The following is a 23,313-nucleotide window of genomic DNA, read 5'->3' as shown; positions in this document are numbered from 1 at the left end:
GAGCGGACCGGGCCGCCTTACAGCTGTTACTCGACCTGGACATGGCCGGCCAGAACCTCGGCGAAGCCCTGGCAGAACTCATGCAGTTTCTCCGACGGCAGAGCGGCCGGGCCGATGGAGAACACACCCGCGTACTTCTTGAAGAGAGCGGTGCGCCCGTCGGCGATCGGCTCCTGGTCGGTGACCAGCATCTCCCGGGCCAGGGCGGTCGTCTGAGCGACGGATCCACCGAACCGGCCTGCATAGTAGTTCTGGAACCGCTTCGCACCGCCTGAACCGGTATACCGATCGCGCACCGCTTCGACGATGGTCGCTCCGCCGCGCACGCTCTGTGCGAGCAGATATCCGTCGGTGTCCTCGACCAGGTCCTCGAAGGAGAAAGTCGAATTCACGCCGATATTTCCGAGCTTCTCCATGCAATACGTGTAGCCGGAGGAGTAACTGTCGCTGTCGCGCCGCCACTCCCCGTAGAAGGTGAACAGGTCGCCACCCCATCCGCCGACGTCACCCACGTTGACAGCGCCGGGGTCGGACGGTGGAGGGTTGAGGAAGTGCGCGTTGCATGTGGCCATCAGATGCTCGGGACCGAGGGCCAGGCCGGAGAAGGGATCAGTGAACTCGGTCATCACTTTGACCCCGTGGTCTTCGGCGTAGCTGATGAACCCCTGGTCGAAGCCGCCGATCAGGATCCGCCACTTCCAGTCCCCGTACAGCTGATGGCGGAGGTACTCCATCACCAGCTGGTTCGGATTGCCCTGACCGTACGCTTTCGCCAGGTCGTACAGCCCGGATATGTACGAGACGAACTGGTCCGCGGGAGAGGTCGCTTGATTGATGCTCCCCTGGCCTTCGTCGGATCCCGCGCTGTGCGCGTCGGCGTCCAGCCAGAAGGTGTCGGATCCGTTGGTGACCTGGAACTCTTTGATCTGGTTGAAAGACCAGTTCCCCGGCAGGGGGAAGCCGAGATTTCCCGAGAACCCCCAGGACATTCCGGACACGAAGGAGAAGGCGGCGTAGGTCTCGTTCGTGACCTGAGCACACACGTTGCGCGAGCCGTAGACACCGTACGAGTAGCGCTTGCCCCTGCTCGCCAGGCCCGAAGCAACGCCCTGGAAGTACTCGACAACCTTGGGCATATCGGCATCGGTGGCGTCATAGTCGACGGCGAAGTAGATGATGGTGCCGCGATTGAAGCCGAAGTGCACCGCCTGGTCATGGGCCCGCTGGCCGTGGTCGTAACCGTTCGGCCAGTTGAAGTCCTCGTAGGCCCGGGCGTTGTCCTGGAAGATCGGGAACACGCGCAGACGCGCGGCGAAGATGTCGGCGAGTTCGCCTTCCTCCAGCATCTTGGAACCGCCGCCCGCCGACTCGTTGATGTAGCGGCCGACATACCGATAGCCGTCGGCGTACATCCTCTGGCCGCGCGACAGAGTGATCGCGTAGGCGGTGTCCGAGGCGGTGACCTTCCGATCGGGATCGCCCATGGAGACCAGCAACTGCGCCCAGGTCGGGTAGTCACCCACCCCGCTCACCTTGCCGGCGCTGTCGGTGAGGGCGGAGAACCTCTGAAAACCCCGTATCCAGCCCTCGACATCCGAGTCCCAGGTGTCGGTGAAATGGGTCCGCTGGTCGTCCTCAGGCGCGCTCGCGACCGGTTCGTTGAAAACGCAGGCGGCGGAGAACAGTTGCATGAAGATCCCCGATGAGCCCGGCCCGACCGGGTTGGCCTTCAGACCGGCCTGGGTGCCCGCGCCGAAGTTGCCGGTGGCCTGGCTCTCGGGAATACCGATCTCGATCTGGATGGCCTTCATAAGTGCCTGCTGGACGTCGCGGGAAAAGTTTCCGTCCGCGGGACCGATGGAGAAGGTACTCCTCCCCCAATAACGCCCGTTGAGCCACTGCTGAATGGCGCGGACCTTTTCAGTGCCACCGACGACTACGACATATGCGTCCATATTCAGGATCGCTTTGAACACCTTGGCCTGGACAACGCCGCCGTCCTGGGTGATACCCATGTTGCTCTTCATCTGATTCACGGACGCTGCCGCGGCGGAGTCGAAGCTGGCAACACTCGTGTCGCCACCCCAGTACCCTTTGCAGAACAGCCCGTGACGAATGATTTTGAGAACGTTTCCGTTCGCATTCCACCCAATACCGATGGACCCGAGAGCGGCGACCTTAGAGAGGGTTCCGTCGCCGAAACTGGCAACGACTGGGCTAATACCCAATTCATGTTGAAGACCCATGATCAAGCTGTACATAGTGGCCCAGCCGGTGTTGCCGTCTTCGGGGCACCTCACGTACCCGGACACGCCAGAATAAGTAGCGTTCACCCATTTCTGGGCAGCAAGAACCTTCTCATCGGCCATGGAGCGGCCTCTCCTTCAGCAGGTGGGATTCTGGGAACGTGAACACACGAGGCAACAGTGATCCTCGGCAGGCATAACTTTTCGGGCAGCCCACTGCGTACGGAAATGAATCGCCTTACGGCATTACGTCAGGAAAGTCGAACAGAACGGAGCAGGGCGTACGAGTTTCGCTCACTGCTCATGGGCAGCCGGCATCGCGACACGGCGACGCATTCCCCCATCACAACGATCCCCCAATCGTTGGCCAGCGCACGTTCCGGCAGTTCAGTCGTCGAACCGCCCGGACGCCGATCACCATAGCCTCGGATCATGGACGGAAGTCAAGGACGACTTCACGGCGCAGAGGAAGTGGCCCGAATGCGCCCATGGAAGAGGCCGTTCCGCAAGCGGTTCACGTTTCCTCCAGCCGCCCGCACACAGGGCCAGCGCCGTCTCCGACCGTGATCCCACAGGGGCGTTATCGAGCCAGGCCGCAAATAATCGCTGGTCGACGGCGCCGACACATGCCTATGGTGACCGCCTCACTTGGCAGGTGCAGATCACTCCGCCAAGTCGGCTCCTTCTCACCCGACATACGACACCGTCCAGAACCCGCACCGAAAGGAAGCCCTTTCCATGCGCAAACTCATCCGGTCTGTTGCTGTCGGCGCGTCACTCGCCGTCTCCGTCCTGTCCGCTCCGCAAGCGATCGCCCAGGAGGCCCGCACGCCTGAGCGACACATCGCGGGTACCGACGTCCGACTGTCCCCCAATGGCGCCCGAGACGCCCGGACCCGCGCCATCGCCGAGGCGGATCCCGCCACCGTCAGCGCGACGGCCACCCTCTGCGGAACCGGTTACGAACTGGAGTTCGCAGAGCAGCTTCCTGACTCCAGGCGCTACGGAACCCTCTTCACCTACGTCAAGTCCTCCGTGGGGGCCTTCGGCGTGTGCGCGCTGTTCGACAACAACACGAGCAGCGCGAAGCACATGAAACTGAAGCTCTGCCCCAACAAGGCGGGTGCGGCCTGCCCGACCGATGAGGGTACGTACAGTCAGTACGCCGGTCCCGTGAAGTACGAGAACAGCAACGGCCTGTACGTCATGTGCTCCCCGGTCACGGCGATCATGTGGGATGCCGGCGGAACAGCGATCATCGACAGGGTGAGGTCAGCGACGCTCTGCGACTGATTTCGACACCGTCTCCGAAAGGGCACCCCGGGGTTATCAGTCGGGGTCTCGGACATCATCACTCCGGAGTCCGCCGATAGATCACGGACACTTTTCGGCAACGTACAGCCGCACTTTCGCTGATGCCACGTATTCCGTTCCAGCTCTGGGTTCCTGAACACACACCTGCCAGCTCGCCAGCGACTTGGGGTTCGCGACCTGCGACTCCGGGGCGTCAGCCTTGAACACCTTCACGTGATCCGGGTAGTACCCAGCTACAAGCACAGCCAGCAGAGATGCATCCAGTTTCTGGCCAACGAGGCTCGAAAGCTTTGAAGCTTGCACCCTCATGCCTAGCCTTTCCGGGCAACTCTCCGCCTTGGGTACCGCATAAATCTCTACGGCTTGAAGTTTGGGAACCCCCTTCCGGAAGCATGCGATATATTCGCCGACCTGACCGTGATAGACATATCGGCCAAGACTCGTAGCATCCTTCAGCGTGAACCCTTCACCGGAATCAGCAACATCCTTCATCGCGGTCAGCAGCTTTTCCCCTGAAGGTTCCGCCCGCATTCCCCGGTAAATACTCGCACTACTACTGTCAGCAGCATTCGGCTCGGAGTTGCCGTTCCGTCCACAGGCGACAATCAGAGCCGAAAAAGCAATGATGAGAGCGACAGAGGTTGCGTAATGCGGTCTCTTCATACCGACCTTCGCGAGAGGAGAGCCATTTGACGCTGCCATCCTAGACAATCGGAAGGATCAACACAATGCCATGATACAAAAAGAGCGAATGGCGAATCGCGCGGAAATATTTACTTCGCGGTGTTTGTCGATCCAGCATTAAACGAGCAGTTATTCGACAGAGGCAAGATGGAGATCCTTCATGAAGTCACTGATGCGGATTGCATTCATTGGTGCGATCGCGACCGCGGTAGCGGCGACCACAACCACGACCGCCGTCGCCGAGGATGCAGAGATCTACAGCTTTAACGGCGGCGCCAGGGTGCACTGGGTGGCATACGGCGACGACATGTACATCACCGACGAAGTAGCAAACGGACACTCCGCCGTCGGCACATACCAGTTGGGCACCCAGTACTTCTACTGGAACAGAGAGGGCCAGGGATTCACACGATATGTGAATCTCAACCTCCCTGAACACGTGACGTTCTCGATCGGGGCCATGGAAGGTGACTGGGAAGGCACCGCCACCGGCGGCCTCCTCTGGAGCACGATCACCACAAAGGACGTCAACTCCACCTGAGGCCGCGACGGCACCGATCCGTCGTCGGCGCCGTCGCGGCGGTCACGGCAACTGGCCGGCGGCGGCCTCATCCGGAGCACACCCGGCACAAAGGATCTTTCGGCTTCCTGAGCTTCTGAGCACATGTGAAGGGCGCCCGGCGGCATGCCGGGCGCCCTTCACATGTGGCCTGGCTACTGGCCGAACTGGTCGAACGGTTGGTCCGTATTGTCGTCGCTCGGTGTCGTCGGCGGAGTGGTCGTCGGCGTTTGGCTGGGTGTCTGCGAGGGCGTCTGGCTCGGCGTCTGCGAAGGCGTCTCCGAGGGCGTCTCGGACGGTGTCTCCGAAGGCGTCGGCGTCTTCGACGGTGTCGCCGACGGGGTCGGGGTCGGCGTCGGCGTGTAGTCCGGCTCGACGGCCGCGCCCTGGTCCGTGTCCAGGTCGAACTTGCCGTTCGCCTTGGTCACTCCGAACATGTACGTCGCCCAGATCTGCGCCGGATAGCCGCCACCGTTGATACGGCCGGGGTACGGGATGAGGCCGGTGGCGCCGGTGAGCGTCACCTGCTGGCTCGCCTGCTTGGTCCCGACCGCCCCCTCGCCGAACAGGCCCACCGAGGTGACCAGATCGGGCGTGTAGCCGGTGAACCAGGCCGACTTGTTGTTGTCGGACGTACCCGTCTTGCCCGCGACCTGCTGCCCGTCGCGCTTGCTGTTCTCGGCCACCGACTTCTTCGCCGTACCGTCGTCGACCACACCGGTCAGCACCGAGGACACCGTGTCGGCGGCCTCACGCGGGATGACCTGGGCGCCGATCGGGTCCGGCATGGTGACCGTGCGCGTGTTGTGCACCACCGACTTGATGAGCGCCGGGGTGACCTTCTTGCCATGGTTGTCGAAGGTGGCGTAGACACCGGCCATTTCCATCGGGCTCGCGCCCATGGTGCCGAGGGTCTGCGCGGGTACGGCCTTCAGGTCGCCGGTGTCCATGCCCAGCTCGCCCGCGGTCTTCATGACCTTGTCCATGCCGACGTCGACACCGAGCTGCGCGAAGACGGAGTTGATCGACTTGTTCATCGCCGTCTGGACGGTGACCTTGCCGTAGTCGACGTCGTCCTCGTTCTCCGGCGCGAACGCGATGTCGCTGCCCACCACCGGGCGCTTGCTGGTGCCGTCGTAGAGCGTCTTCATGGTGATCGTCTTGCCCGATTGCGTCTTGGCCTGGTCGGCCAGGGCCGCGGCCAGGATCACCGGCTTGAAGGTAGAGGCGGGCTGGTAGTCGCTGCGGGTCGCGTTGTTCGTGAAGTGCTTCAAATAGTCCACTCCGCCGTACATCGCCACGACCGCGCCCGTCTTCGGATTCACCGACACCGCACCGGGCTGAACGTTGCCGTCGACCTTGCGCTTCTTGGCGTCGAGCTTGCTGGTCAGCTGGGACTTGACCGCCTTCTCCAGCTGGGCCTGCTTCTTCTTGTCGATGTTGAGCGTGATTGTCCAGCCGCCCGCGTCGACCAGCGCCTCGGCCTCCTTGGTGTTGGCGGCCACGCCCTGCGAGATCAGCTGCTTCTCCAAGGCCTGGTTGGCCGCGTACACCATGTAGCCGTTCTGGCCCGCCATGCCGGCCTCGGCCTTGGGCTCCTCAGGGATCGGGAACTTCATCCCCTCGCGTTTGGTCGCGTTGAGCCAGCCCTGCCCGACCATGTTGTCCAGCACGTAGTTCCAGCGCGCCCGCACCAGCTTTCGGCCGGTGCCGGTCGCGGCCTGCCAGTCGTACTGGTTCGGCGCCTGGAGCAGCGCGGCGAGATAGGCGCCCTGCCGCACGTTGAGGTCCTTGGCGTCGACCCGGTAGTAGGCCTGGGCGGCGGCCTGGATGCCGTAGGCGCCGCGGCCGTAGTAACTGGTGTTGATGTACCCGGCGAGGATGTAGTCCTTGGACTTCTCGCGGTCCAGCTTCAGCGAGATGACCATTTCCTTCAGCTTGCGCGTGACGGTCTGGTCCTGCGTCAGGTAGTAGTTCTTCACGTACTGCTGAGTGATCGTCGAACCGCCCTGCGCGCCCTTGCCGGACAGCGTGTTGAGCAGACCGCGGGCGGTGCCCTTGAGGTCGACGCCGGCGTCGTTGTAGAACGTCTTGTTCTCGGCGGCGACGAACGTCTCCTGGACGGCCTTGGGGACCTGCGAGAGGTCGACGTTCTCGCGGTTCACATCGCCCTTGCGGGTCAGGATCGAGCCGTCGCTGTACTTGTACACGTTGCTCTGCAGCTTCGCGTCGGCGTTGCCCGCGGGGATGCTGATCATCATGTAGAGCACGATGAACGCGCCGATGCCGAGCAGGCAGAAGCCGAGGAACGTACCGAGGATCTTCTTCCAGGTGAAGAGCCTGCGTATGAAGCTCCTGCCGTCCTTGGAGCCCTTGGAGCCCGTGCCTTCCTTGGCGCCCGAGCCGTCCGCCCCCGACGAGCGGCGGGTCTTGGGCGCCGCGCGGTGGCCACCGCGTTGGCGCGCTCGTCTCTCTTCCGCTCGTCCCATGAGTCCGTTTCGCTCCGCTTCGCTCTCTTGTGCTCTGGTGTCACACAGGTTCGCCCGTCAAGTCAGCTCAGAAAGCTAACACCAGGAGTTGTGACAAAGGGCTGTCGATCCGGTCCATTACGGACGTGACAATCAGCACCCGTCCTTATGGAACCGACGTACGAGAGGGGTTGAGGGTTGCCGTAGCAGGGTAAAGTGATATCACTTTGATTCAACCAAGCTACGGGGGAACACCATGACCACCGAAGTACCCGCAGACGTACCCGACATGCCTGCCCCGCGTGTGCGGGAGTTCGCCGCGCACAGCATCGGCGGCGGGCTCGCGCTCGTTCTCGGTCTGGCCGGACTGCTCGTCTCCGCCGGACTGCTGGCCGGAGCCGGCGCGGTCGGCTCGGGCGGGGCCAAGGCCGCGCTGATCATCGGCGGCGTCCTCGTCCTGCTCGCCGCGTTCATCGCGATGCGCGGGCTGAACACGGTCGCGCCGGGCGAGGCGCGGGTCGTGCAGCTCTTCGGGCGGTACCGGGGGACGATCCGGCAGGACGGGCTGCGCTGGGTGAACCCCTTCACCTCGCGCACCAGGATCTCGACCCGCGTGCGCAACCACGAGACCGCGGTCCTCAAGGTCAACGACGCCTACGGCAACCCGATCGAGCTGGCCGCGGTCATGGTGTGGAAGGTCCGCGACACCGCGCAGGCCACCTTCGAGGTGGACGACTACAGCGACTTCGTCGCCATCCAGACCGAGGCGGCGGTACGGCACATCGCCATCGAGTACCCCTACGACTCCCACGACGAGGGCGGACTCTCGCTGCGCGGCAACGCCGAGGAGATCACCGAGAAGCTCGTCCTCGAACTGAGCGCCCGCGTCGAGGCGGCCGGCGTCCAGATCATCGAGTCCCGCTTCACGCATCTCGCGTACGCGCCCGAGATCGCCTCGGCGATGCTCCAGCGGCAGCAGGCCGGCGCGGTCGTCGCGGCCCGGCGGCAGATCGTCGACGGCGCGGTCGGCATGGTCGAGGCCGCACTGGCCCGGATCACCGAGCAGGACATCGTGGAGCTGGACAACGAACGGAAGGCGGCCATGGTCTCCAACCTCCTGGTGGTGCTCTGCGGGGACCGGGCGCCGCAGCCCGTGCTGAACACGGGCACCCTGTACCAGTGACGGTTCCCTCCGGGGGTTCAGCCCCTCAGCGTCAGCCGCAGCAGCGCAAGCAGGTGTTGCTGCGGTTGGACCCTTCGGTGTACGAGGCGATCGCGCGGTGGGCCGGTGACGAACTGCGGTCCGCGAACGCGCAGATCGAGTTCCTGCTGCGGCGGGCTCTGGCGGAGGCGGGCCGGTTGCCCGGTGAAGCTGGACCGCTGCCTCGTCGTGGCCGGCCTCCTGGGGGCTCCGCCCCCAGACCCCCGTCGGCCTGAAGGGCCTCGTCCTCAAACACCGGACGGGCTGGGGGTGGGCGGCCTCGACAGAACACTTCAGCCCCTATTGCAGAACCGTGACAATCGGCCCCCATCCGCGCCCCACCTGCGCTTCCCCACCCCCCGCCATGATCTACACACCGTGCGTATACACACCGCGTATACCCCGTGTGTAGAGTGCTCCGCATGTCCATCGGTCACACCCTTCTGGGGCTCCTGGAGTCCGGCCCGCGTCACGGTTACGACCTGAAGCGGGCGTTCGACGAGAAGTTCGGTCACGACCGGCCGCTGCACTACGGCCAGGTCTACTCGACGATGTCCCGCCTGCTGAAGAACGGTCTCGTCGAGGTCGACGGCATCGAGGCCGGCGGCGGTCCCGAGCGCAAGCGGTACGCGATCACCGACGCCGGGATCACCGACGTACAGCAGTGGCTCGCGACGCCGGAGAAGCCCGAGCCGTATCTGCAGTCGGCCCTCTACACCAAGGTCGTCCTCGCGCTGCTGACCCATCGCAACGCGGCGGAGATCCTCGACGTGCAGCGCTCCGAGCATCTGCGCGGCATGCGCATCCTGACCGACCGCAAGCGCAAGGGCGATCTCGCGGACCAGCTGATCTGCGACCACGCCCTCTTCCATCTGGAGGCCGACCTGCGGTGGCTGGAGCTCACCGCCGCGCGCCTCGACAAACTCGCCGAGGTGGTGGCCAAGTGACGACACATCCCGCTGGTTCCCTGCTCGCAGCCCAGGAGCTGCGCAAGGCCTACGGGCCGACGACCGCGCTGGACGGCGCGGAGTTCTCCATCCACCCCGGCGAGGTCGTCGCGGTGATGGGGCCCTCCGGGTCGGGGAAGTCGACGCTGCTGCACTGTCTCGCCGGGATCGTGCCGCCCGACTCGGGCTCGATCACGTACAACGGGCAGGAGATGGCGACGATGAGCGACGCCCAGCGCAGCGCGCTGCGCCGCTCGGAGTTCGGGTTCGTGTTCCAGTTCGGGCAGTTGGTGCCGGAGCTGACCTGCGTCGAGAACGTCGCCCTGCCGCTGCGGCTGAACGGCACGCACCGCAAGGAGGCCGAGCGGGCCGCGCTCGGCTGGATGGAGCGCCTTGAGGTCGACGACCTCGCCAAGAAGCGGCCCGGTGAGGTCTCCGGCGGGCAGGGGCAGCGCGTCGCCGTCGCCCGTTCGCTGGTCACCAGCCCGCGGGTGCTGTTCGCCGACGAGCCGACCGGCGCGCTCGACTCGCTCAACGGCGAGCGCGTGATGGAGCTGCTGACCGAGGCGGCCCGGTCCACCAACGCGGCCGTCGTGCTGGTCACGCACGAGGCGCGGGTGGCCGCGTACTCGGACCGCGAGATCGTCGTACGGGACGGCAAGTCCAGGGACATGGAGCGCGTCGTATGAACGTGCGTCAGTGGTCGGCCGATCTGGCCATGGGGGTGCGGTTCGCCTTCGGCGGCGGGCGTGAGGGCTGGGTGCGGGCCGTCCTGACGGCCGTCGGCGTCGGGCTCGGGGTGGCGCTGCTGCTGCTCACCACCGCACTGCCGAACGCGCTGTCCGAGCGCGACGCGCGCGGCAATGCCCGGATGGACTTCACGTACAGCGGGAAGCAGTTGGCGAAGGCGGACAACACCCTCATCGTCGCCGGCACGGACACCACGTTCCGCACCAAGGACGTGCGGGGCCGGCTGCTGGAGCCCGAGGGTGCCAAGGCGCCGCTGCCGCCCGGGGTCGCGAAGTTCCCCGCGGTGGGCGACATGGTCGTCTCCCCCGCGCTGGAGAAGCTGCTGACGTCGGACTCCGGGAAGCTGCTGCGCGAGCGGCTGCCCTACCGGATCACCGGCACCATCGCGGACCAGGGACTCATCGGGCCCGCCGAACTCGCCTACTACGCGGGCGGGAAGGGACTGGAAGGGCGGCAGTCCGGCGGCACCGTCGAGCGCATCAACTACTTCGGGCCCTCCCCGGGCACCCAGCCGGACAAGCTGGACCCGGTGCTGCTCCTGCTGATCCTGATCGTGTTCATCGTGCTGCTGCTGCCGGTCGCCGTGTTCATCGCCGCGGCCGTGCGCTTCGGCGGCGAGCGCCGGGACCGACGGCTCGCGGCCCTGCGGCTGGTCGGCGCCGACGGGCGGATGGCACGCCGGATCGCGGGCGGCGAGGCGCTCGCGGGGGCGCTCCTCGGGCTCGTCTTCGGCACCGGATTCTTCCTGGCCGGGCGGCAGTTGGCGTCCCTGATGGACGTGCGGGACATCAGCCTGTACCCCAGCGACCTCAACCCGTCGCCCGCGCTCGCCCTGCTCGTCGCCGTCGCCGTACCGGCCGCGGCCGTGCTGGTGACGCTGCTCGCGCTGCGCGGGGTCGTCATCGAGCCGCTCGGTGTGGTCCGCAAGGCGAAGCCGCCGCGCCGCCGGCTGTGGTGGCGGCTGCTGCTGCCGCTGGCCGGCCTCGCGATGCTCTACCCGATGATGGGCAAGGGCGACTCCAACGGGAACTTCAACCAGTATCTGGTGACCGGCGGCACGGTCCTGCTGCTCGTCGGCGTCACCGCCCTGCTGCCCTGGGTCGTCGAGGCCACCGTGGCGCGGCTGAACTCCGGCTCGGTGTCCTGGCAACTCGCCGTCCGCAGGCTCCAGTTGAGCAGTGGTACGGCCGCCCGGATGGTCAACGGCATCGCGGTCGCGGTGGCCGGGGCGATCGCCCTGCAGATGCTGTTCTCCGGGGTCGAGGGCAACTACACCAAGCCGACCGGCAGCGACCTGCACCGGGCCCAGATGGAGGTCACGGTCGCCGGCGGCACCTCGCTGGCCGAGGCCGACCGGAAGATCGCGGGGACCACGGGCGTGAGCGGTACGTCGGCCATCTCGCAGGGCTCGGTCGGCGACCGGGCGAAGAACCCGAACGACGAGCTGGGAGTGGCCGCAGGCAGCTGCGCCCAACTGCGCGAGGTGGCCGCTGTGACGGGCTGCCGCGACGGTGACGTCTTCCGGATCACCAGCACCGACAGCGGGACCGCCACCATCACGAAGCGGCTGACCAAGGCCGGCCGAACGGTGTACTTCGACCCGTCGTACGACGGAAGCTCGGCCGCCCCGACCGCCTGGAAGGTACCGGCCGGCGTGAAGACGGCGGCCCCGCGCAAGGACCCGACCGGCTACGCCCGTGACGGGCTGCTGATCACCTCGGGCGCGCTGCCCGCGGGCGGGGTCAAGGGCCTGGAGCGGCGGGTGTACGTCGCGCTCGACCTGTCGGTGCCGGACGCGGCCGACCACGTACGGAACACCGTCGCGACGATGGACCCGCTGGCGGACTCGTTCCTGCTGGCGCGCAACACGGAGTCGCCGCAGTTCCGTTCGATCCGCACCGGGCTGTTCGTCGGTGCCACCTGTGTGCTGCTCCTCATCGGGGCGAGTCTGCTGGTGTCGCAGCTGGAGCAGTTGCGCGAGCGCAGGAAGCTGCTGTCGGCGCTGGTCGCCTTCGGCACCCGGCGGCGCACGCTGAGCCTGTCGGTGCTGTGGCAGACGGCGATCCCGATCGGCCTCGGCCTGGTCCTTGCCACGGTGGTGGGGCTGACGCTGGGCGCGGTGCTGCTGAAGATGAGCGCCGCGTCGATCCGGATCGACTGGTCGAGCGTGCTGGCCATGACCGGCATCGGCGCGGGGGTGGTCCTGGCGGTGACCCTGCTGAGCCTGCCGCCGCTGCTGCGGATGATGCGGCCGGACGGCCTGCGCACGGAGTAGTACTCCACCCGCGGCCGTCCGCCCGCCCCGTCTCAGAGCCCGTACTCCCGCACCACGCGCCGGACCTGGGCGAAGAGCATGCCCACGTTCACGGACTTGCGGCAGACGACCACGGCGACGACGTCCTGTTGCTCGGTCATGCGCACGAACAGATGGGTGAGGTTCTCGCTGTTGACGAGGATCTCCTGGAAGTAGTGGTGGTCACTGGTGATCCCGCGGCGTTCCTTGAAGACGTCCTCGATCATCGCGACCGTCCGGCCCTGGAACAGGTCGAGGGTCGCACCCGCCAGCAGGTCGAGGACCTCTGGCGGGTGGTTGTCGATGGTCTCGTACGAGAGCAGCATGCCGGTGGACATGTCGACCACACCCGAGGCCACACAGTCGGGGGCATCGGTCCGGAGGGTTTTGACCAGGCCCATCACCTGGTCGGAGAATCCTGGGGTCATACGTTTCGTCGCCATCCCTTCACACTCCTTCTGACGCCTTCTCCGTGAGGATCGACTCGATCCGGTCGAGCGTCGGCCGGGCCGCGAGGTGCAGCCGGTCGACGTCCATCCCCTCGTCGCCGAGCACCACCATCAGCGCGGTGTCACCCACGGCGTAGGTCGCGGCGCAGCCGTGACTGCCGTACGTCACCGTCTGGCGCAGCGTGCCGCGGTCGGTGGCCTCGGCGGTGCGCCGGGCCAGACCCAGGCCGGCCGCGGCCAGCGCGGCGAGGGCCTCCGGGTCGATCGTGTCGGCGGTGTCGGCCGCGATGAGCAGTCCGTCGGCCGCCGTGAGCGCGGTGTCGGTGATACCGGTCACCTTTTCCCGCAGTTCGCGCATTTCCAAAGTCAGGGCTTTGTGATCCACTTACTCAACTCCCCTAAAACTGATCGCATCTGTTCCATCGGGGTCATTTCCAGGTTCCGTTCCGCAGCCGGAAGAACCCTTTCCAACCCGCCCCGCTCTTCTCGGGGACGAGAGTCTCGGTGATCCCGCTGGCGCCCGGATTACGGCGGGGCAGCTCGGCGGGCGCGGTGAACTGCGGCGGTGGGAGCGCCGGTTGCTCACGACGGCGTACGACAAACTCTTCGGGCGCCTCGGCCGGCACCCGCACCGGGATCGGCACGGGGCTGTCCGCGCACTCCAGCAGTCCCTCGGCGGTGACCGGGTAGACCCCGCGCCCGGTGCGGAACGCGAGATCGCGTGCGGTACGGCGGCCGTCGACATGGGTGAGCAACTCCCGTTGCAGCAGCCCGAGTCCGGCCTCGTCGAGGACGTGGGCCGGGGGCCGGGGGCGCTCCCGGTCGGGGCGTACGGGATACGGCAGCGCGGCGATCGCGGCGGCTTTCCGGGCCGCGTCCTGGAGCAGCCGGGACGAGAGCTCGCCCAGCGTGACCGGCGCGAACGGCTGGGCGTCCGGGGCGAGTTCACAGTCGTCGATGTCACCGGCGACGACCGCGAAGGCCGCGTCGTGGAGGGCCAGCACACACACGATCCGCAACTCGGCGGCGCCCGCGTACCCGTGGGCGACCAGCCCGTCCAGCGGCCAGCGCGTGCCGCCCGACTCCCGTACCAGATCGGCCCATTGCTCGCCGCCGACCCGGCCGGAGCGGAGCAGCAGTGCCTCGGGCCCCGGAGCACCGGGACTCTCCACGGCGACGACGAGCCCTCGGCGCAGATGGAAGGTGCCGCCGGGTCTGCCGGACACCCGCAGTCCCCCGGTGAACTCCTCGCGCCCACAGGTCGCCAGAGCCCGCGCGAGCAGGTCGTGACCGACCCGGCCGAGGGAATCCCGAATGCCCGACATCACTCCCCTAGGCTTTTCGTACACGCAACTGACGTGTAGCGCTGAGGGGTGAAGGTGTATCAGTCCGCGCGCATATTCCGGACGGGTTCTTCCTACCTGCCTGCGGGTGACGGAAGTTGAGAATTCCCGCCGTTCGATTTCCTTTGTCCGACGCTCATTTGACCGAACGGGGGCGGGTCGGTTGCCGGCCGGAGCGGGTCAGTTGCCGGTGCCCAACACCCTTACGGGCAGCGGCCGTAGCGCCTCGCGCAGGGCGGCGGCCAGTTCCTGGTACTCGGCTCGGCGGGCCGCCCCGGTGCGCATCGCGAGGGCGACCCGGCGGGTCGGGGCGGGCTCGGTGAAGTAGCCGGTGAGGAGCTGATCGCTGCGGGCCGTCTCGACGCGGACAGCGGTACGGGGCAGGAGCGTGACCCCGAGCCCCCCGGCGACCAGCTGCACCAGCGTGGACAGTCCGGCCGCGGTGGTGGTGACCGGGGCGTCCGCGCGCCCTGCCTCGCGGCAGATGTCGAGGGCCTGGTCGCGCAGACAGTGCCCCTCGTCGAGCAGCAGCAGGTTCAGCTCGCGCAGCGCCTCGCGCGGGATGCCGGTCTGCCCGCCGAGGGAATGGCCGAGCGGGGTGACGAGCACGAAGTCCTCGTCGAACAAAGGGAGTTCGACCACTCCGGGCACCCCCAGCGGCACGGCGAGCAGCAGCAGATCGAGCCGTCCGGTGGTCAGCCCTTCCAGCAGGTTCGCGGTCTGCTCCTCGTGCACCTGGAGATCGAGGTCCGGGTACCGGTCGTGCACCAGCCGCAGCACGGTCGGCAGCAGATACGGCGCGACGGTCGGGATGACCCCGAGCCGCAGCGCCCCGGTGAACGGCGCCCGCACCGCCTCCGCCTCCTCCAGCAGCGCCACGACCTCCTCCAGCACCGCCTTCGCCCGTACGGCGAGCCGCTCACCGGCGGGCGAGAGCAGCACCTTGCGGGTGGTGCGCTCCAGCAGCGTGACACCGAGGGTCTCCTCCAGCGCGGCGACGGCACCGGAGAGGGCGGGCTGGCTCATGCCGATCGCGGCGGCCGCGTCCCGGAAGTGGAGGTGCTCGGCGACCGCGGAGAAGGCGCGCAGCTGCGCGAGGCTGGGCTGGCGTCTCTTACTCGTATTACTAACGGTCACTGATAACCGCCTCCGATCAACACGACCCAGTGTAGCTATTTCCACAATCAATGCACGTTGTGCCAGGATCGGGGCCGACCAACCCACGAGAAGCACCCATTCCGCTTGGGTGTTGCTCCGCTGCAAGGAGAGCCTGTGCTCACTGTCGGTGACAAGTTCCCGTCGTTCGATCTGACCGCCTGTGTCTCGCTGGAGAAGGGCCAGGAGTTCCGGCAGATCGACCACAAGACCTACGAGGGCAAGTGGAAGATCGTCTTCGCGTGGCCCAAGGACTTCACCTTCGTGTGCCCCACCGAGATCGCCGCCTTCGGCAGGCTGAACGACGAGTTCGCCGACCGTGACGCCCAGGTGCTCGGCTTCTCCGGCGACTCCGAGTTCGTCCACCACGCCTGGCGCAAGGACCACGACGACCTGCGCGACCTGCCGTTCCCGATGCTGGCCGACTCCAAGCACGAGCTGATGCGCGACCTCGGCATCGAGGGCGAGGACGGCTTCGCCAAGCGCGCGGTGTTCATCGTGGACCAGAACAACGAGATCCAGTTCTCCATGGTGACCGCGGGCTCGGTCGGCCGTAACCCGAAGGAGGTCCTCCGGGTCCTCGACGCGCTCCAGACGGACGAGCTCTGCCCGTGCAACTGGACCAAGGGCGACGACACGCTGGACGCGGGCGCGCTGCTCGCCGGGGAGTGACCTGAGATGTCACTGGACACCCTGAAGTCCGCCATACCGGACTACGCCAAGGACCTGAAGCTCAACCTCGGTTCGGTCATCGGCAACTCCGACCTGCCGGCGCAGCAGTTGTGGGGCACGGTTCTCGCTACGGCGATCGCGTCCCGGTCGCCGCTTGTACTGCGGGAGTTGGCGCCGGAGGCCAAGGCCAACCTGTCGCCCGAGGCGTACGGCGCGGCCAAGTCCGCCGCCGCGATCATGGCGATGAACAACGTCTTCTACCGGACGCGGCATCTCCTGTCCGACCACGAGTACGGCACCCTGCGGGCCGGGCTGCGGATGAACGTCATCGGCAACCCCGGGGTCGACAAGGTCGACTTCGAGCTGTGGTCGTTCGCCGTGTCCGCGATCAACGGGTGCGGGATGTGTCTCGACTCGCACGAACAGGTGTTGCGCAAGGCGGGTGTTGAGCGCGAGGTGATCCAGGAGGCGTTCAAGATCGCGGCGGTTGTGGAGGCGGTGGGGGTGACGCTGGAGGCGGAGGCGGTTCTCGCCGCCGAGTGACTTCGGCTGACGGTCCGTCTCGCTGAGGCTCCCGGTTTCCCACCCACCCACCCGTTCACCGTCAGTTGAAAGGTTCACCTTTTAACGGGCAGAAACGGGCGGGTGGGTGGGAAATCGCGTTTCTACGGTGCCTGGTCCGACGGCTCCGGATCAACCGGCAGGGAAGACACCGCCGTAGCCCCCCGCCCCGGTTCCTGGGAGTACGACTTCAGGTAACTCACCACCGTGTTCAGCACAGCGACCAACGGCACCGCCACCACTGCTCCGCCGATCCCCGCGACCATCCCACCCGCGGCGACCGAGAGGACCACCGCGAGCGGGTGCACCCGGACCGCGCGGCCCAGGATGAAGGGCTGGAGGATGTGGCCCTCGATCTGCTGGACCGCGAGGACCACCGCCAGGGTCATCAGGGCCGTGAACACTCCCTGGGTGACCAGCGCGACGACGACCGCCAGCGCGCCGGACGCCACCGCGCCCACCAGCGGGATGAACGAGAACAGGAAGATGAAGACGGCCAGCGGTACGGCCATCGGCACGCCGAGGAAGTAGATGCCGACGCCGATGCAGACCGCGTCGATGAACGCCACTATCACCGTGCCCCGGACGTAGGCCGTGAGCGTGCGCCACGCGCGGGGACCCGCGCCCGCCATCGCCGGCCGCGCCGCCGCGGGCACCAGCTTCAGCGACCACTGCCAGATGCGCGGGCCGTCGTAGAGGAGGAAGAGGGTCGAGAAGACCGTCAGCAGGATGCCGGTCAGGGCCTCGACGATGACCTGGACGCCCTCCAGGCCCGCCGACGTGATCTGGTCGGTGTTCGCGCCGATGGCCTCGCGGAGGTTCTTCGCGATCTGGTTGATCTGCTTCTCGGTGACGTGGAACGGGCCCTTGAGCAGCCAGTTGCGCAGGTCGTCGACGCCGTTCTGGACCTGGTCGGAGAGGTTGTCGATGTTCGCCATGACCTGCCAGGTCACGAACCAGCCGATCAGCCCCATCACGACGAAGCCGAGGATCGCGGTGAGCGCCGTGGCGACGCCGCGCGGGAAGCCGTAGCGGATCAGGCGGGCGACCGTCGGCTGGAGAAGGGCCGTGATGAGGAGGGCCGCGACGAAGGCCAGGACGACCAGTTGGACCGCGCTGATGACGCGCATCAGGACCCAGACCGTGCCGGCCAGGATCAGCAGCCGCCAGCCGGCCTCGGCGGCGACGCGTACGCCCCAGGGCACGGCGAGCGCGGGGTCGGGGCGGTCGCGGGCGATGGTGACCGGTACGGGTTCCCGGGGTTGGGTGTCCTCGGGGTGATCCGTGGGCGGTTCGGGCGCTGCCTCGGTGTGCTCCTTCGCCACCTCGGCGCGGCGCTCGTCCAACCGCTCCCCCATCTCGCTCAGTCCGGCACCGACCTTGCCGAGCCATCCTGGTACTCGCGACATGATGCGTCCTCTTCCCCCGTCCTGCCCCACTACTCCCCCCTGGAGTCGCTGCGAGTCCGACCGTACAGGGCGAAGGCCCCTCCCCCTATGACGGGGAGGGGCCTCGTGAGGTTGAGCGGCCCGGAACGGGCGTACGACCTAGTACCAGCTGTTCGCCTGCCAGAACGACCAGGCCTCGCACGGGCTGCCGTAGCGGCTGTCCATGTAGTTGAGGCCCCACTTGATCTGGGTGGCCGGGTTCGTCTGCCAGTCCGAACCGACCGAGGACATCTTGGAACCGGGCAGGGCCTGGAAGAGGCCGTAGGCGCCGGAAGAGGCGTTGACCGCGCGGTAGTTCCAGCTGGACTCGTGGTCCACGATGTTGCTGAAGCACTGGAACTGGCCGCTGGGCACCATGGAGGCGGCCATCGACTGGATCTGCGCGACCGTGTAGGAGCTCTGCACGGGGAAGCTCGACGAGGAGCTGCTCGCCTTGGCGGACGCGGCCTTCGCCGCGGCCTTCTCCTTGGCCAGCTTCTCCGCCTTCTCCGCGGCCGCCTTCTTGGCGACGGCGGTCTTGGCGGCGGCCAGGCGGGCCGACTCCTCCGCGTCCTTCTTGGCGCTGGCGTCGGCCTGGATCGCCTGGGCGTCGGCCTGCTGCGTCAAGGAGGCGGTCTGCACCTGGGCCTGCTGGCCCGTGGGGATGTCCGCCAGGAGCGTGGTGTCGGCTGCCGTCGTCTCGGCGTCATTGTTCTGCGCCTGTGCGACGCTGCCCGAGGCAACGCCTACGACGCTTCCGACGGCGGTGACCGCGGTGGCCGAAGCCACTGCGAATCCCCGGACCGAAATCCGGCTCACACGGTGTCCTTCCAGCATCGTCCGCTTCGGTGACCCTGGCGGACGCAATCGTGCCCCTGAACGCTGGCCTCCCAACTGCGGGGTCACGGGAGGCACGGGCCCGGTGGGCGACTCCCGCTCGGGGAGCGCCGCGTGGAGAGCGGGCGGCATACGACTTCGCTGTGGAGTTGGCTGTGATGCTCAAGTGGTGCGTACCGCTGGGGGTACACGTGTGTCGTATGCGGGGCCTGACAGGAATGAGACTCTGCCGTAACCGGACGCCGGGTGGCAATTCTGAGTTGCGTGTGAAAGCTCACATCCCGTTTGCCCCACGGGATTTGGAGAAACAGCAGGACGCCGAAGCGCCGCCCCGCTAAGCTCATCGGCTTTACGGAGCGGCGCCAACTGGCCTGTATTGCCTCAGATTTGGCCGTCCTCCAGCATTTCGGTCACAAGCGCCGCGATCTGGGACCTCTCGGACCTCGTGAGGGTCACATGCGCGAAGAGCGGATGGCCCTTCAGCTTCTCCACCACGGCGACGACACCGTCGTAGCGGCCGACCCTGAGGTTGTCCCGCTGGGCCACGTCGTGGGTGAGGACCACCCGCGAGTTGGCGCCGATCCGGGACAGGACGGTCAGCAGGACGTTCCGCTCCAGGGACTGCGCCTCGTCCACGATCACGAACGCGTCGTGCAGCGAGCGTCCGCGGATGTGGGTGAGCGGCAGGACCTCGAGCATCCCGCGGGCGGTGACCTCCTCGATGACCTCGCGGCTGGTGACCGCGGACAGCGTGTCGAAGACCGCCTGGGCCCAGGGGCCCATCTTGTCGGCCTCGGAGCCGGGCAGATAGCCCAACTCCTGTCCGCCCACCGCGTACAGCGGCCGGAAGACCATGACCTTCTTGTGCTGGCGGCGCTCCAGGACCGCCTCCAGGCCCGCGCAGAGCGCGAGCGCGGACTTGCCGGTGCCGGCCCGGCCTCCCATGGACAGGATCCCGATGTCCGGGTCGAGCAGCAGATCCAGCGCGATGCGCTGTTCCGCGCTGCGGCCCTTGATGCCGAACGCCTCCCGGTCGCCGCGCACCAGGCGGACGTTGCCGTCGGCCGTGACCCGGCCGAGCGCCTTGCCGCGCTCGGACTGGATCGTGAGACCGGTGTGGACGGGGAAGTCCGCGGCCTCCGGGACGTAGACGTGGCCCTCCTCGAAGAGGATGTCCACCTGTTCGCCCGGCAGGGTCAGTTCGGACATTCCGGTCCAGCCGGAGGAGCCCGTGATGGCGAGCTCCGCGCGGTACTCCTCGGCGAGGAGTCCGACGGAGGACGCCTTGATCCTGAGCGGAAGGTCCTTCGACACGACGGTGACGTCGTACCCCTCGGCCTGCAGGTTGCGGGCGACCGCGAGGATGCGGGAGTCGTTGTCCCCCAGGCGATAGCCGCTGGGCAGCACGCTGGGGTCCGAGTGGTTGAGCTCGACCCTGACGGTGCCGCCGAGTTCCCCGATCGGGATGGGGGCGTCGAGGCGACCGTGCCGGACGCGGAACTCGTCCAGCAGGCGCAGGGCCTGCCGGGCGAAGTACCCGAGTTCGGGATGGTGCCGCTTGGCCTCCAGCTCTGTGACCACGACGATCGGCAGCACGACTTCGTGCTCGTCGAAGCGGTTCAGTGCGTTCGGGTCGGCCAGCAGAACGCTGGTGTCGAGAACATAGGTGCGCCGGTCAGGCATACGGCGCTTTGTGCTGGTCACCACGGAAGGACGTACCCCCTCGGAAGAGGTCGGGGAGCGACGGAGAGGAGCTGGACCGGTCCAGGCCGCGATGCGCGGGCCGAGAACCGGCCCTCCGTCTCGCCCGTACTGACCGCACGGTCGAACTGGTGCAAAGGGCCTCCCGGGCGGACGGCCCCGTGCCGTCCGCTGAGATACGACACCCGTGGTTCGGGCGTCGACCTGCTTGGCTTATGCCCTCGAACATGCGCCGCCATGCCACGGCATATGACGGCGCCCTGGTGAACTCCTTGTTACTTACGTCCCAAGGGGGTGGTCCCGCCGACTCCAGGCGTTCTGTCCGTCATCCGCCGTAGCGGCCCGATCCTGCTCCGCTACGGCCGGTCACGTGCCGTAGCGGCCTCTTCATCCGCCGTAACGCCGGTGTCGCGCCGCGTAGTCACGCGGCGCGCGCAGGAAGTCGACCTCGCGGAAGGCCGGCCAGAAGACCTCACAGAAGTAGTACTCGGAGTGGGCCGTCTGCCAGAGCGTGAATCCGGACAAACGCTGTTCGCCGCTCGTCCGGATCACCAGATCGGGGTCGGGCCGGGCACCTGTACAGAGGTGCTTGCCGATGAGGACGGGACCGCATCCCGGTTCGGCACGAAGGTCGGACCCGGCCGATGTGCGGACGGCCGACGCGGGGCACAAAAAATCGGGCCGGTCCGTGGGGGGATACGGACCGGCCCGAGGGGGGTTTCCACCATAACCCTTCGTAAGTGATGCTGCGTGCATCGGCGCGCCACAACTACTCTCCGAAACCGTCCGACGACGCGTCAGGGGGTGCGGAACCCCCGATTCCGACCCTGATCATGGCCGATTCACAGCGGATTCCAAGGAGAACGTGGAGGTTTTCCGCCGACCCGCAGCGTGTCGCTCCCAGGGGTGACGCCGTCAGCGAACGTCCGCTTGACGGGGCAGGGCACCGCGCGGCCCCCTCCACCGCGCGGTGCCGACCGCGCGGCTTTGCTCACGCGAATTACCTTGGTCTGAACTTACGTGAGGCGACGGGCGGGATGCGAGTCGATCCCGATAACGATGTGGAAAACCCGTGTACGTATGGGGGACGTGAGGTGACGTGATCCCGCCCGGGCGTGGCGGCCTCCGCTTCGCGGACACACCGAGCGGGACCGGCAGGGGTTGCGGGGCGCCCAGGAGGGGCGGGGCGGGCCAGGACACTCGTACGGCGACCGCCGAAGGACTACGGCAGGACTACGGCAGGACTACGGCCATTCGGGCGCGCGGGATTTCGCCAAATGGCGTGCGGCGCCGGGAGGTTGGGCACTCACGCGTGCGGCTTGCGGATGTCGAAGAGGTGGCGGGTGCTGTGCGCCACGAACGGGCCCTCGGCCTCGATCCGCTCGTGCAGGGCGCGCAGTTGGGGCTCGTAGGCCTCGGCCGTGAAGTCGGGGACCATCCAGATCACCTTGCGGAGGAAGTGGACGACGGCCGCGATGTCGTGGAACTCCATGCGCAGCCGCTCGGCGCGGACTTCGACGATCTCCAGGCCCGCGGCCTCGGCGCCGGCCCCTTCGCGTTCGGGGTCGCGGGCGCCGCTCACGGCCTCCGGCTGGGGGCCGATGAAGTGCTCGACGAGCTCGAACGCGCTGCGGGGTCCGACGTGTTGGGCGAAGTACGTGCCGCCGGGGCGCAGGACGCGGGCGATCTCCGGCCAGTGGGCGCGGACCGGGTGGCGGCTCAGGACGAGGTCGAAGGCGCCGTCGGCGAAGGGCAGCGGGGCGTCCTCGGGCGCGGCGACCACCACGACCCCGCGCGAGCGGAGCAGTTCGGTGGCCTTGGCGACGTTCGGCGGCCAGCCCTCGGTGGCGGCGACGAGCATCGGGGGCTGCGCGGCGGCCCGGCTCAGCGCGAAGTCGAAGACCTCCCCTCCCCCGGTCTGCACGTCCAGGGCGGTGGTCGCGCGCGAGAGCCGGTCGCCGGCCGACCGCGCGTACCCCCACGAGGGGCGCGCCTCGGTGGCCCGGCCCTCGAACCAGGAGAAGTCCCAGCCCTCGGTGGGGACGGCGACACCTTCCGCGACGAGGTCCTCGAAGCTGCCCGTACCGCCCGTACCGCTCCCGCTGTTGTCCATGGGGCGATGGTCGCAGGGCGTTGTCAGTGGGCGCTGCTAATTTTCGGAGTATGGCCAAGGAGGGGGACGAGGACATGGACAACGGGGACACGGGCCTGCCGTACCACGGCGACGAGAAGGCGATGCTGCACGCGAGCCTGGACCGGGTCCGGGACGCGGTGCTGTGGAAGCTGGACGGGCTGGACGAGGAGCAGGCCAGACGCCCGATGACCCCCTCGGGCACGAGTCTGCTCGGGCTGGTGAAGCATCTGGCGTCGGTGGAGTACGGCTACTTCGTGGAGAGCTACGGCCGCGAGGTGGAGCCTCTGTGGTTCGACGCGTACAAGGGCGAGGACATGGCCGCGGGCCCGGACGAGACGACGGAACAGATCGTCGCCTTCTACGGCCGTGCCCGCGCCGCCGCCGACCGCACGATCGCGGAACTGCCGCTGGACGCGGTCGGCCGGCCGCCGTGGCGCAAGCACTCCGTGTCCCTGCGCTGGGTACTGATCGACCTGATCGAGGAGACGGCGAGACACGCGGGACACATGGACATCGTGCGGGAGCTGATCGACGGGGCGGCCGGGGATCACCGGCCGGCGGGTACGTAGCGG

At 67.5% G+C, this 23,313-nt stretch carries 21 protein-coding genes and 1 pseudogene; 10 read left to right on the top strand and 12 right to left on the bottom strand.

Annotated features, from left to right (window positions below; translation table 11 throughout):
* Positions 1-26: 26 nt before the first annotated feature.
* Positions 27-2,369 (bottom strand): glycoside hydrolase domain-containing protein, encoded by a 2,343-nt coding sequence (locus R2B38_RS27010; protein WP_318018558.1) that lies wholly within the window; start codon positions 2,367-2,369, stop codon positions 27-29.
* A 615-nt stretch (positions 2,370-2,984) separates the two neighbouring features.
* On the opposite strand from R2B38_RS27010, the gene R2B38_RS27005 reads away from it, so the two are divergent.
* Positions 2,985-3,539, top strand: coding sequence for a hypothetical protein (locus R2B38_RS27005; protein ID WP_318018557.1), 555 nt, complete (start codon positions 2,985-2,987; stop codon positions 3,537-3,539).
* Between the two features lie 81 nt (positions 3,540-3,620).
* Here R2B38_RS27005 and R2B38_RS27000 read toward each other — a convergent pair whose 3' ends face one another.
* Positions 3,621-4,223 carry a hypothetical protein gene (locus R2B38_RS27000; RefSeq protein WP_318018556.1) on the bottom strand — a complete coding sequence of 201 codons (603 nt, stop codon included), beginning with the start codon at positions 4,221-4,223 and terminating at the stop codon, positions 3,621-3,623.
* A 181-nt stretch (positions 4,224-4,404) separates the two neighbouring features.
* Between R2B38_RS27000 and R2B38_RS26995 the strand changes: the two genes are divergently transcribed.
* Positions 4,405-4,785, top strand: a complete 381-nt coding sequence (locus tag R2B38_RS26995; protein WP_318018555.1) for a hypothetical protein — start codon at positions 4,405-4,407, stop codon at positions 4,783-4,785.
* Positions 4,786-4,958: 173 nt separating this feature from the next.
* Here the strand turns inward: R2B38_RS26995 and R2B38_RS26990 are convergent, their stop codons facing one another.
* Positions 4,959-7,292 (bottom strand): transglycosylase domain-containing protein, encoded by a 2,334-nt coding sequence (locus tag R2B38_RS26990; protein ID WP_318018554.1) that lies wholly within the window; start codon positions 7,290-7,292, stop codon positions 4,959-4,961.
* A 235-nt stretch (positions 7,293-7,527) separates the two neighbouring features.
* On the opposite strand from R2B38_RS26990, the gene R2B38_RS26985 reads away from it, so the two are divergent.
* The 5 genes from R2B38_RS26985 to R2B38_RS26965 all read left to right on the top strand — a co-directional run bounded on the left by R2B38_RS26985 (position 7,528) and on the right by R2B38_RS26965 (position 12,444).
* Positions 7,528-8,454, top strand: coding sequence for an SPFH domain-containing protein (locus R2B38_RS26985; protein WP_318018553.1), 927 nt, complete (start codon positions 7,528-7,530; stop codon positions 8,452-8,454).
* Positions 8,451-8,708, top strand: coding sequence for a hypothetical protein (locus R2B38_RS26980; RefSeq protein ID WP_318018552.1), 258 nt, complete (start codon positions 8,451-8,453; stop codon positions 8,706-8,708). The genes R2B38_RS26985 and R2B38_RS26980 overlap by 4 nt, the downstream gene beginning before the upstream one ends.
* Positions 8,709-8,894: 186 nt before the next feature.
* Positions 8,895-9,419, top strand: a complete 525-nt coding sequence (locus R2B38_RS26975; protein WP_318018551.1) for a PadR family transcriptional regulator — start codon at positions 8,895-8,897, stop codon at positions 9,417-9,419.
* Complete coding sequence (locus R2B38_RS26970; RefSeq protein ID WP_318018550.1) at positions 9,416-10,108, top strand: ABC transporter ATP-binding protein; 693 nt, start codon at positions 9,416-9,418, stop codon at positions 10,106-10,108. The genes R2B38_RS26975 and R2B38_RS26970 overlap by 4 nt, the downstream gene beginning before the upstream one ends.
* On the top strand, positions 10,105-12,444 hold the full coding sequence (locus tag R2B38_RS26965) for an ABC transporter permease (protein ID WP_318018549.1): 2,340 nt from the start codon (positions 10,105-10,107) through the stop codon (positions 12,442-12,444). Before R2B38_RS26970 ends, R2B38_RS26965 begins: the two co-directional genes overlap by 4 nt.
* Positions 12,445-12,476: 32 nt before the next feature.
* Here R2B38_RS26965 and R2B38_RS26960 read toward each other — a convergent pair whose 3' ends face one another.
* From R2B38_RS26960 to R2B38_RS26945, 4 genes are all read right to left on the bottom strand, one after another.
* Entirely contained in the window at positions 12,477-12,905 is a 429-nt protein-coding gene (locus R2B38_RS26960; protein WP_026150674.1) for a hypothetical protein, read from the bottom strand.
* Positions 12,906-12,909: 4 nt separating this feature from the next.
* A complete protein-coding gene (locus R2B38_RS26955) occupies positions 12,910-13,269 on the bottom strand; it encodes a roadblock/LC7 domain-containing protein (RefSeq protein ID WP_033286585.1) in 360 nt (119 codons plus the stop codon).
* A 70-nt stretch (positions 13,270-13,339) separates the two neighbouring features.
* Positions 13,340-14,236 (bottom strand): MarR family transcriptional regulator, encoded by an 897-nt coding sequence (locus R2B38_RS26950; protein ID WP_318018548.1) that lies wholly within the window; start codon positions 14,234-14,236, stop codon positions 13,340-13,342.
* Positions 14,237-14,434: 198 nt separating this feature from the next.
* Complete coding sequence (locus R2B38_RS26945; RefSeq protein ID WP_318018547.1) at positions 14,435-15,391, bottom strand: LysR substrate-binding domain-containing protein; 957 nt, start codon at positions 15,389-15,391, stop codon at positions 14,435-14,437.
* Positions 15,392-15,526: 135 nt separating this feature from the next.
* Here R2B38_RS26945 and R2B38_RS26940 point away from each other — a divergent pair, with 135 nt between their 5' ends.
* Both R2B38_RS26940 and R2B38_RS26935 read left to right on the top strand, forming a co-directional pair.
* On the top strand, positions 15,527-16,081 hold the full coding sequence (locus R2B38_RS26940; protein WP_318018546.1) for a peroxiredoxin: 555 nt from the start codon (positions 15,527-15,529) through the stop codon (positions 16,079-16,081).
* Positions 16,082-16,087: 6 nt separating this feature from the next.
* Complete coding sequence (locus R2B38_RS26935; protein WP_033286581.1) at positions 16,088-16,624, top strand: alkyl hydroperoxide reductase; 537 nt, start codon at positions 16,088-16,090, stop codon at positions 16,622-16,624.
* Between the two features lie 122 nt (positions 16,625-16,746).
* Here the strand turns inward: R2B38_RS26935 and R2B38_RS26930 are convergent, their stop codons facing one another.
* The 5 genes and pseudogenes from R2B38_RS26930 to R2B38_RS26910 form a co-directional block, all read right to left on the bottom strand.
* Positions 16,747-18,051 carry an AI-2E family transporter gene (locus R2B38_RS26930; protein WP_318018545.1) on the bottom strand — a complete coding sequence of 435 codons (1,305 nt, stop codon included), beginning with the start codon at positions 18,049-18,051 and terminating at the stop codon, positions 16,747-16,749.
* 138 nt (positions 18,052-18,189) lie between these two features.
* A complete protein-coding gene (locus tag R2B38_RS26925; RefSeq protein ID WP_078652846.1) occupies positions 18,190-18,906 on the bottom strand; it encodes a transglycosylase SLT domain-containing protein in 717 nt (238 codons plus the stop codon).
* 381 nt (positions 18,907-19,287) lie between these two features.
* Positions 19,288-20,613: a PhoH family protein gene (locus R2B38_RS26920; RefSeq protein ID WP_033286578.1), complete on the bottom strand. Its 1,326-nt coding sequence runs from the start codon at positions 20,611-20,613 to the stop codon at positions 19,288-19,290.
* 381 nt (positions 20,614-20,994) lie between these two features.
* Positions 20,995-21,207: pseudogene (locus R2B38_RS26915) on the bottom strand (undecaprenyl diphosphate synthase family protein); the annotation flags it as partial.
* Between the two features lie 706 nt (positions 21,208-21,913).
* Positions 21,914-22,720, bottom strand: coding sequence for a class I SAM-dependent methyltransferase (locus tag R2B38_RS26910; RefSeq protein ID WP_318018544.1), 807 nt, complete (start codon positions 22,718-22,720; stop codon positions 21,914-21,916).
* Between the two features lie 50 nt (positions 22,721-22,770).
* On the opposite strand from R2B38_RS26910, the gene R2B38_RS26905 reads away from it, so the two are divergent.
* Positions 22,771-23,310 (top strand): DinB family protein, encoded by a 540-nt coding sequence (locus R2B38_RS26905; RefSeq protein ID WP_318018543.1) that lies wholly within the window; start codon positions 22,771-22,773, stop codon positions 23,308-23,310.
* Positions 23,311-23,313 lie beyond the last annotated feature (3 nt).

It is taken from the genome of Streptomyces sp. N50 (genome assembly GCF_033335955.1).
Lineage (GTDB): Bacteria > Actinomycetota > Actinomycetes > Streptomycetales > Streptomycetaceae > Streptomyces.
This window is presented reverse-complemented; position numbering and strand designations above follow the sequence as displayed.

Coding starts and splice junctions, on each gene's coding strand:
- R2B38_RS26955 (WP_033286585.1), bottom strand. CDS start 13,269: ATGCGCGAACTGCGGGAAAAGGTGACCGGTATCACCGACACCGCGCTC.
- R2B38_RS26935 (WP_033286581.1), top strand. CDS start 16,088: ATGTCACTGGACACCCTGAAGTCCGCCATACCGGACTACGCCAAGGAC.
- R2B38_RS26960 (WP_026150674.1), bottom strand. CDS start 12,905: ATGGCGACGAAACGTATGACCCCAGGATTCTCCGACCAGGTGATGGGC.
- R2B38_RS27010 (WP_318018558.1), bottom strand. CDS start 2,369: ATGGCCGATGAGAAGGTTCTTGCTGCCCAGAAATGGGTGAACGCTACT.
- R2B38_RS26985 (WP_318018553.1), top strand. CDS start 7,528: ATGACCACCGAAGTACCCGCAGACGTACCCGACATGCCTGCCCCGCGT.
- R2B38_RS26990 (WP_318018554.1), bottom strand. CDS start 7,292: ATGGGACGAGCGGAAGAGAGACGAGCGCGCCAACGCGGTGGCCACCGC.
- R2B38_RS27000 (WP_318018556.1), bottom strand. CDS start 4,223: ATGAAGAGACCGCATTACGCAACCTCTGTCGCTCTCATCATTGCTTTT.
- R2B38_RS27005 (WP_318018557.1), top strand. CDS start 2,985: ATGCGCAAACTCATCCGGTCTGTTGCTGTCGGCGCGTCACTCGCCGTC.
- R2B38_RS26950 (WP_318018548.1), bottom strand. CDS start 14,236: ATGTCGGGCATTCGGGATTCCCTCGGCCGGGTCGGTCACGACCTGCTC.
- R2B38_RS26965 (WP_318018549.1), top strand. CDS start 10,105: ATGAACGTGCGTCAGTGGTCGGCCGATCTGGCCATGGGGGTGCGGTTC.
- R2B38_RS26995 (WP_318018555.1), top strand. CDS start 4,405: ATGAAGTCACTGATGCGGATTGCATTCATTGGTGCGATCGCGACCGCG.
- R2B38_RS26910 (WP_318018544.1), bottom strand. CDS start 22,720: ATGGACAACAGCGGGAGCGGTACGGGCGGTACGGGCAGCTTCGAGGAC.
- R2B38_RS26930 (WP_318018545.1), bottom strand. CDS start 18,051: ATGTCGCGAGTACCAGGATGGCTCGGCAAGGTCGGTGCCGGACTGAGC.
- R2B38_RS26925 (WP_078652846.1), bottom strand. CDS start 18,906: ATGCTGGAAGGACACCGTGTGAGCCGGATTTCGGTCCGGGGATTCGCA.
- R2B38_RS26905 (WP_318018543.1), top strand. CDS start 22,771: ATGGCCAAGGAGGGGGACGAGGACATGGACAACGGGGACACGGGCCTG.
- R2B38_RS26975 (WP_318018551.1), top strand. CDS start 8,895: ATGTCCATCGGTCACACCCTTCTGGGGCTCCTGGAGTCCGGCCCGCGT.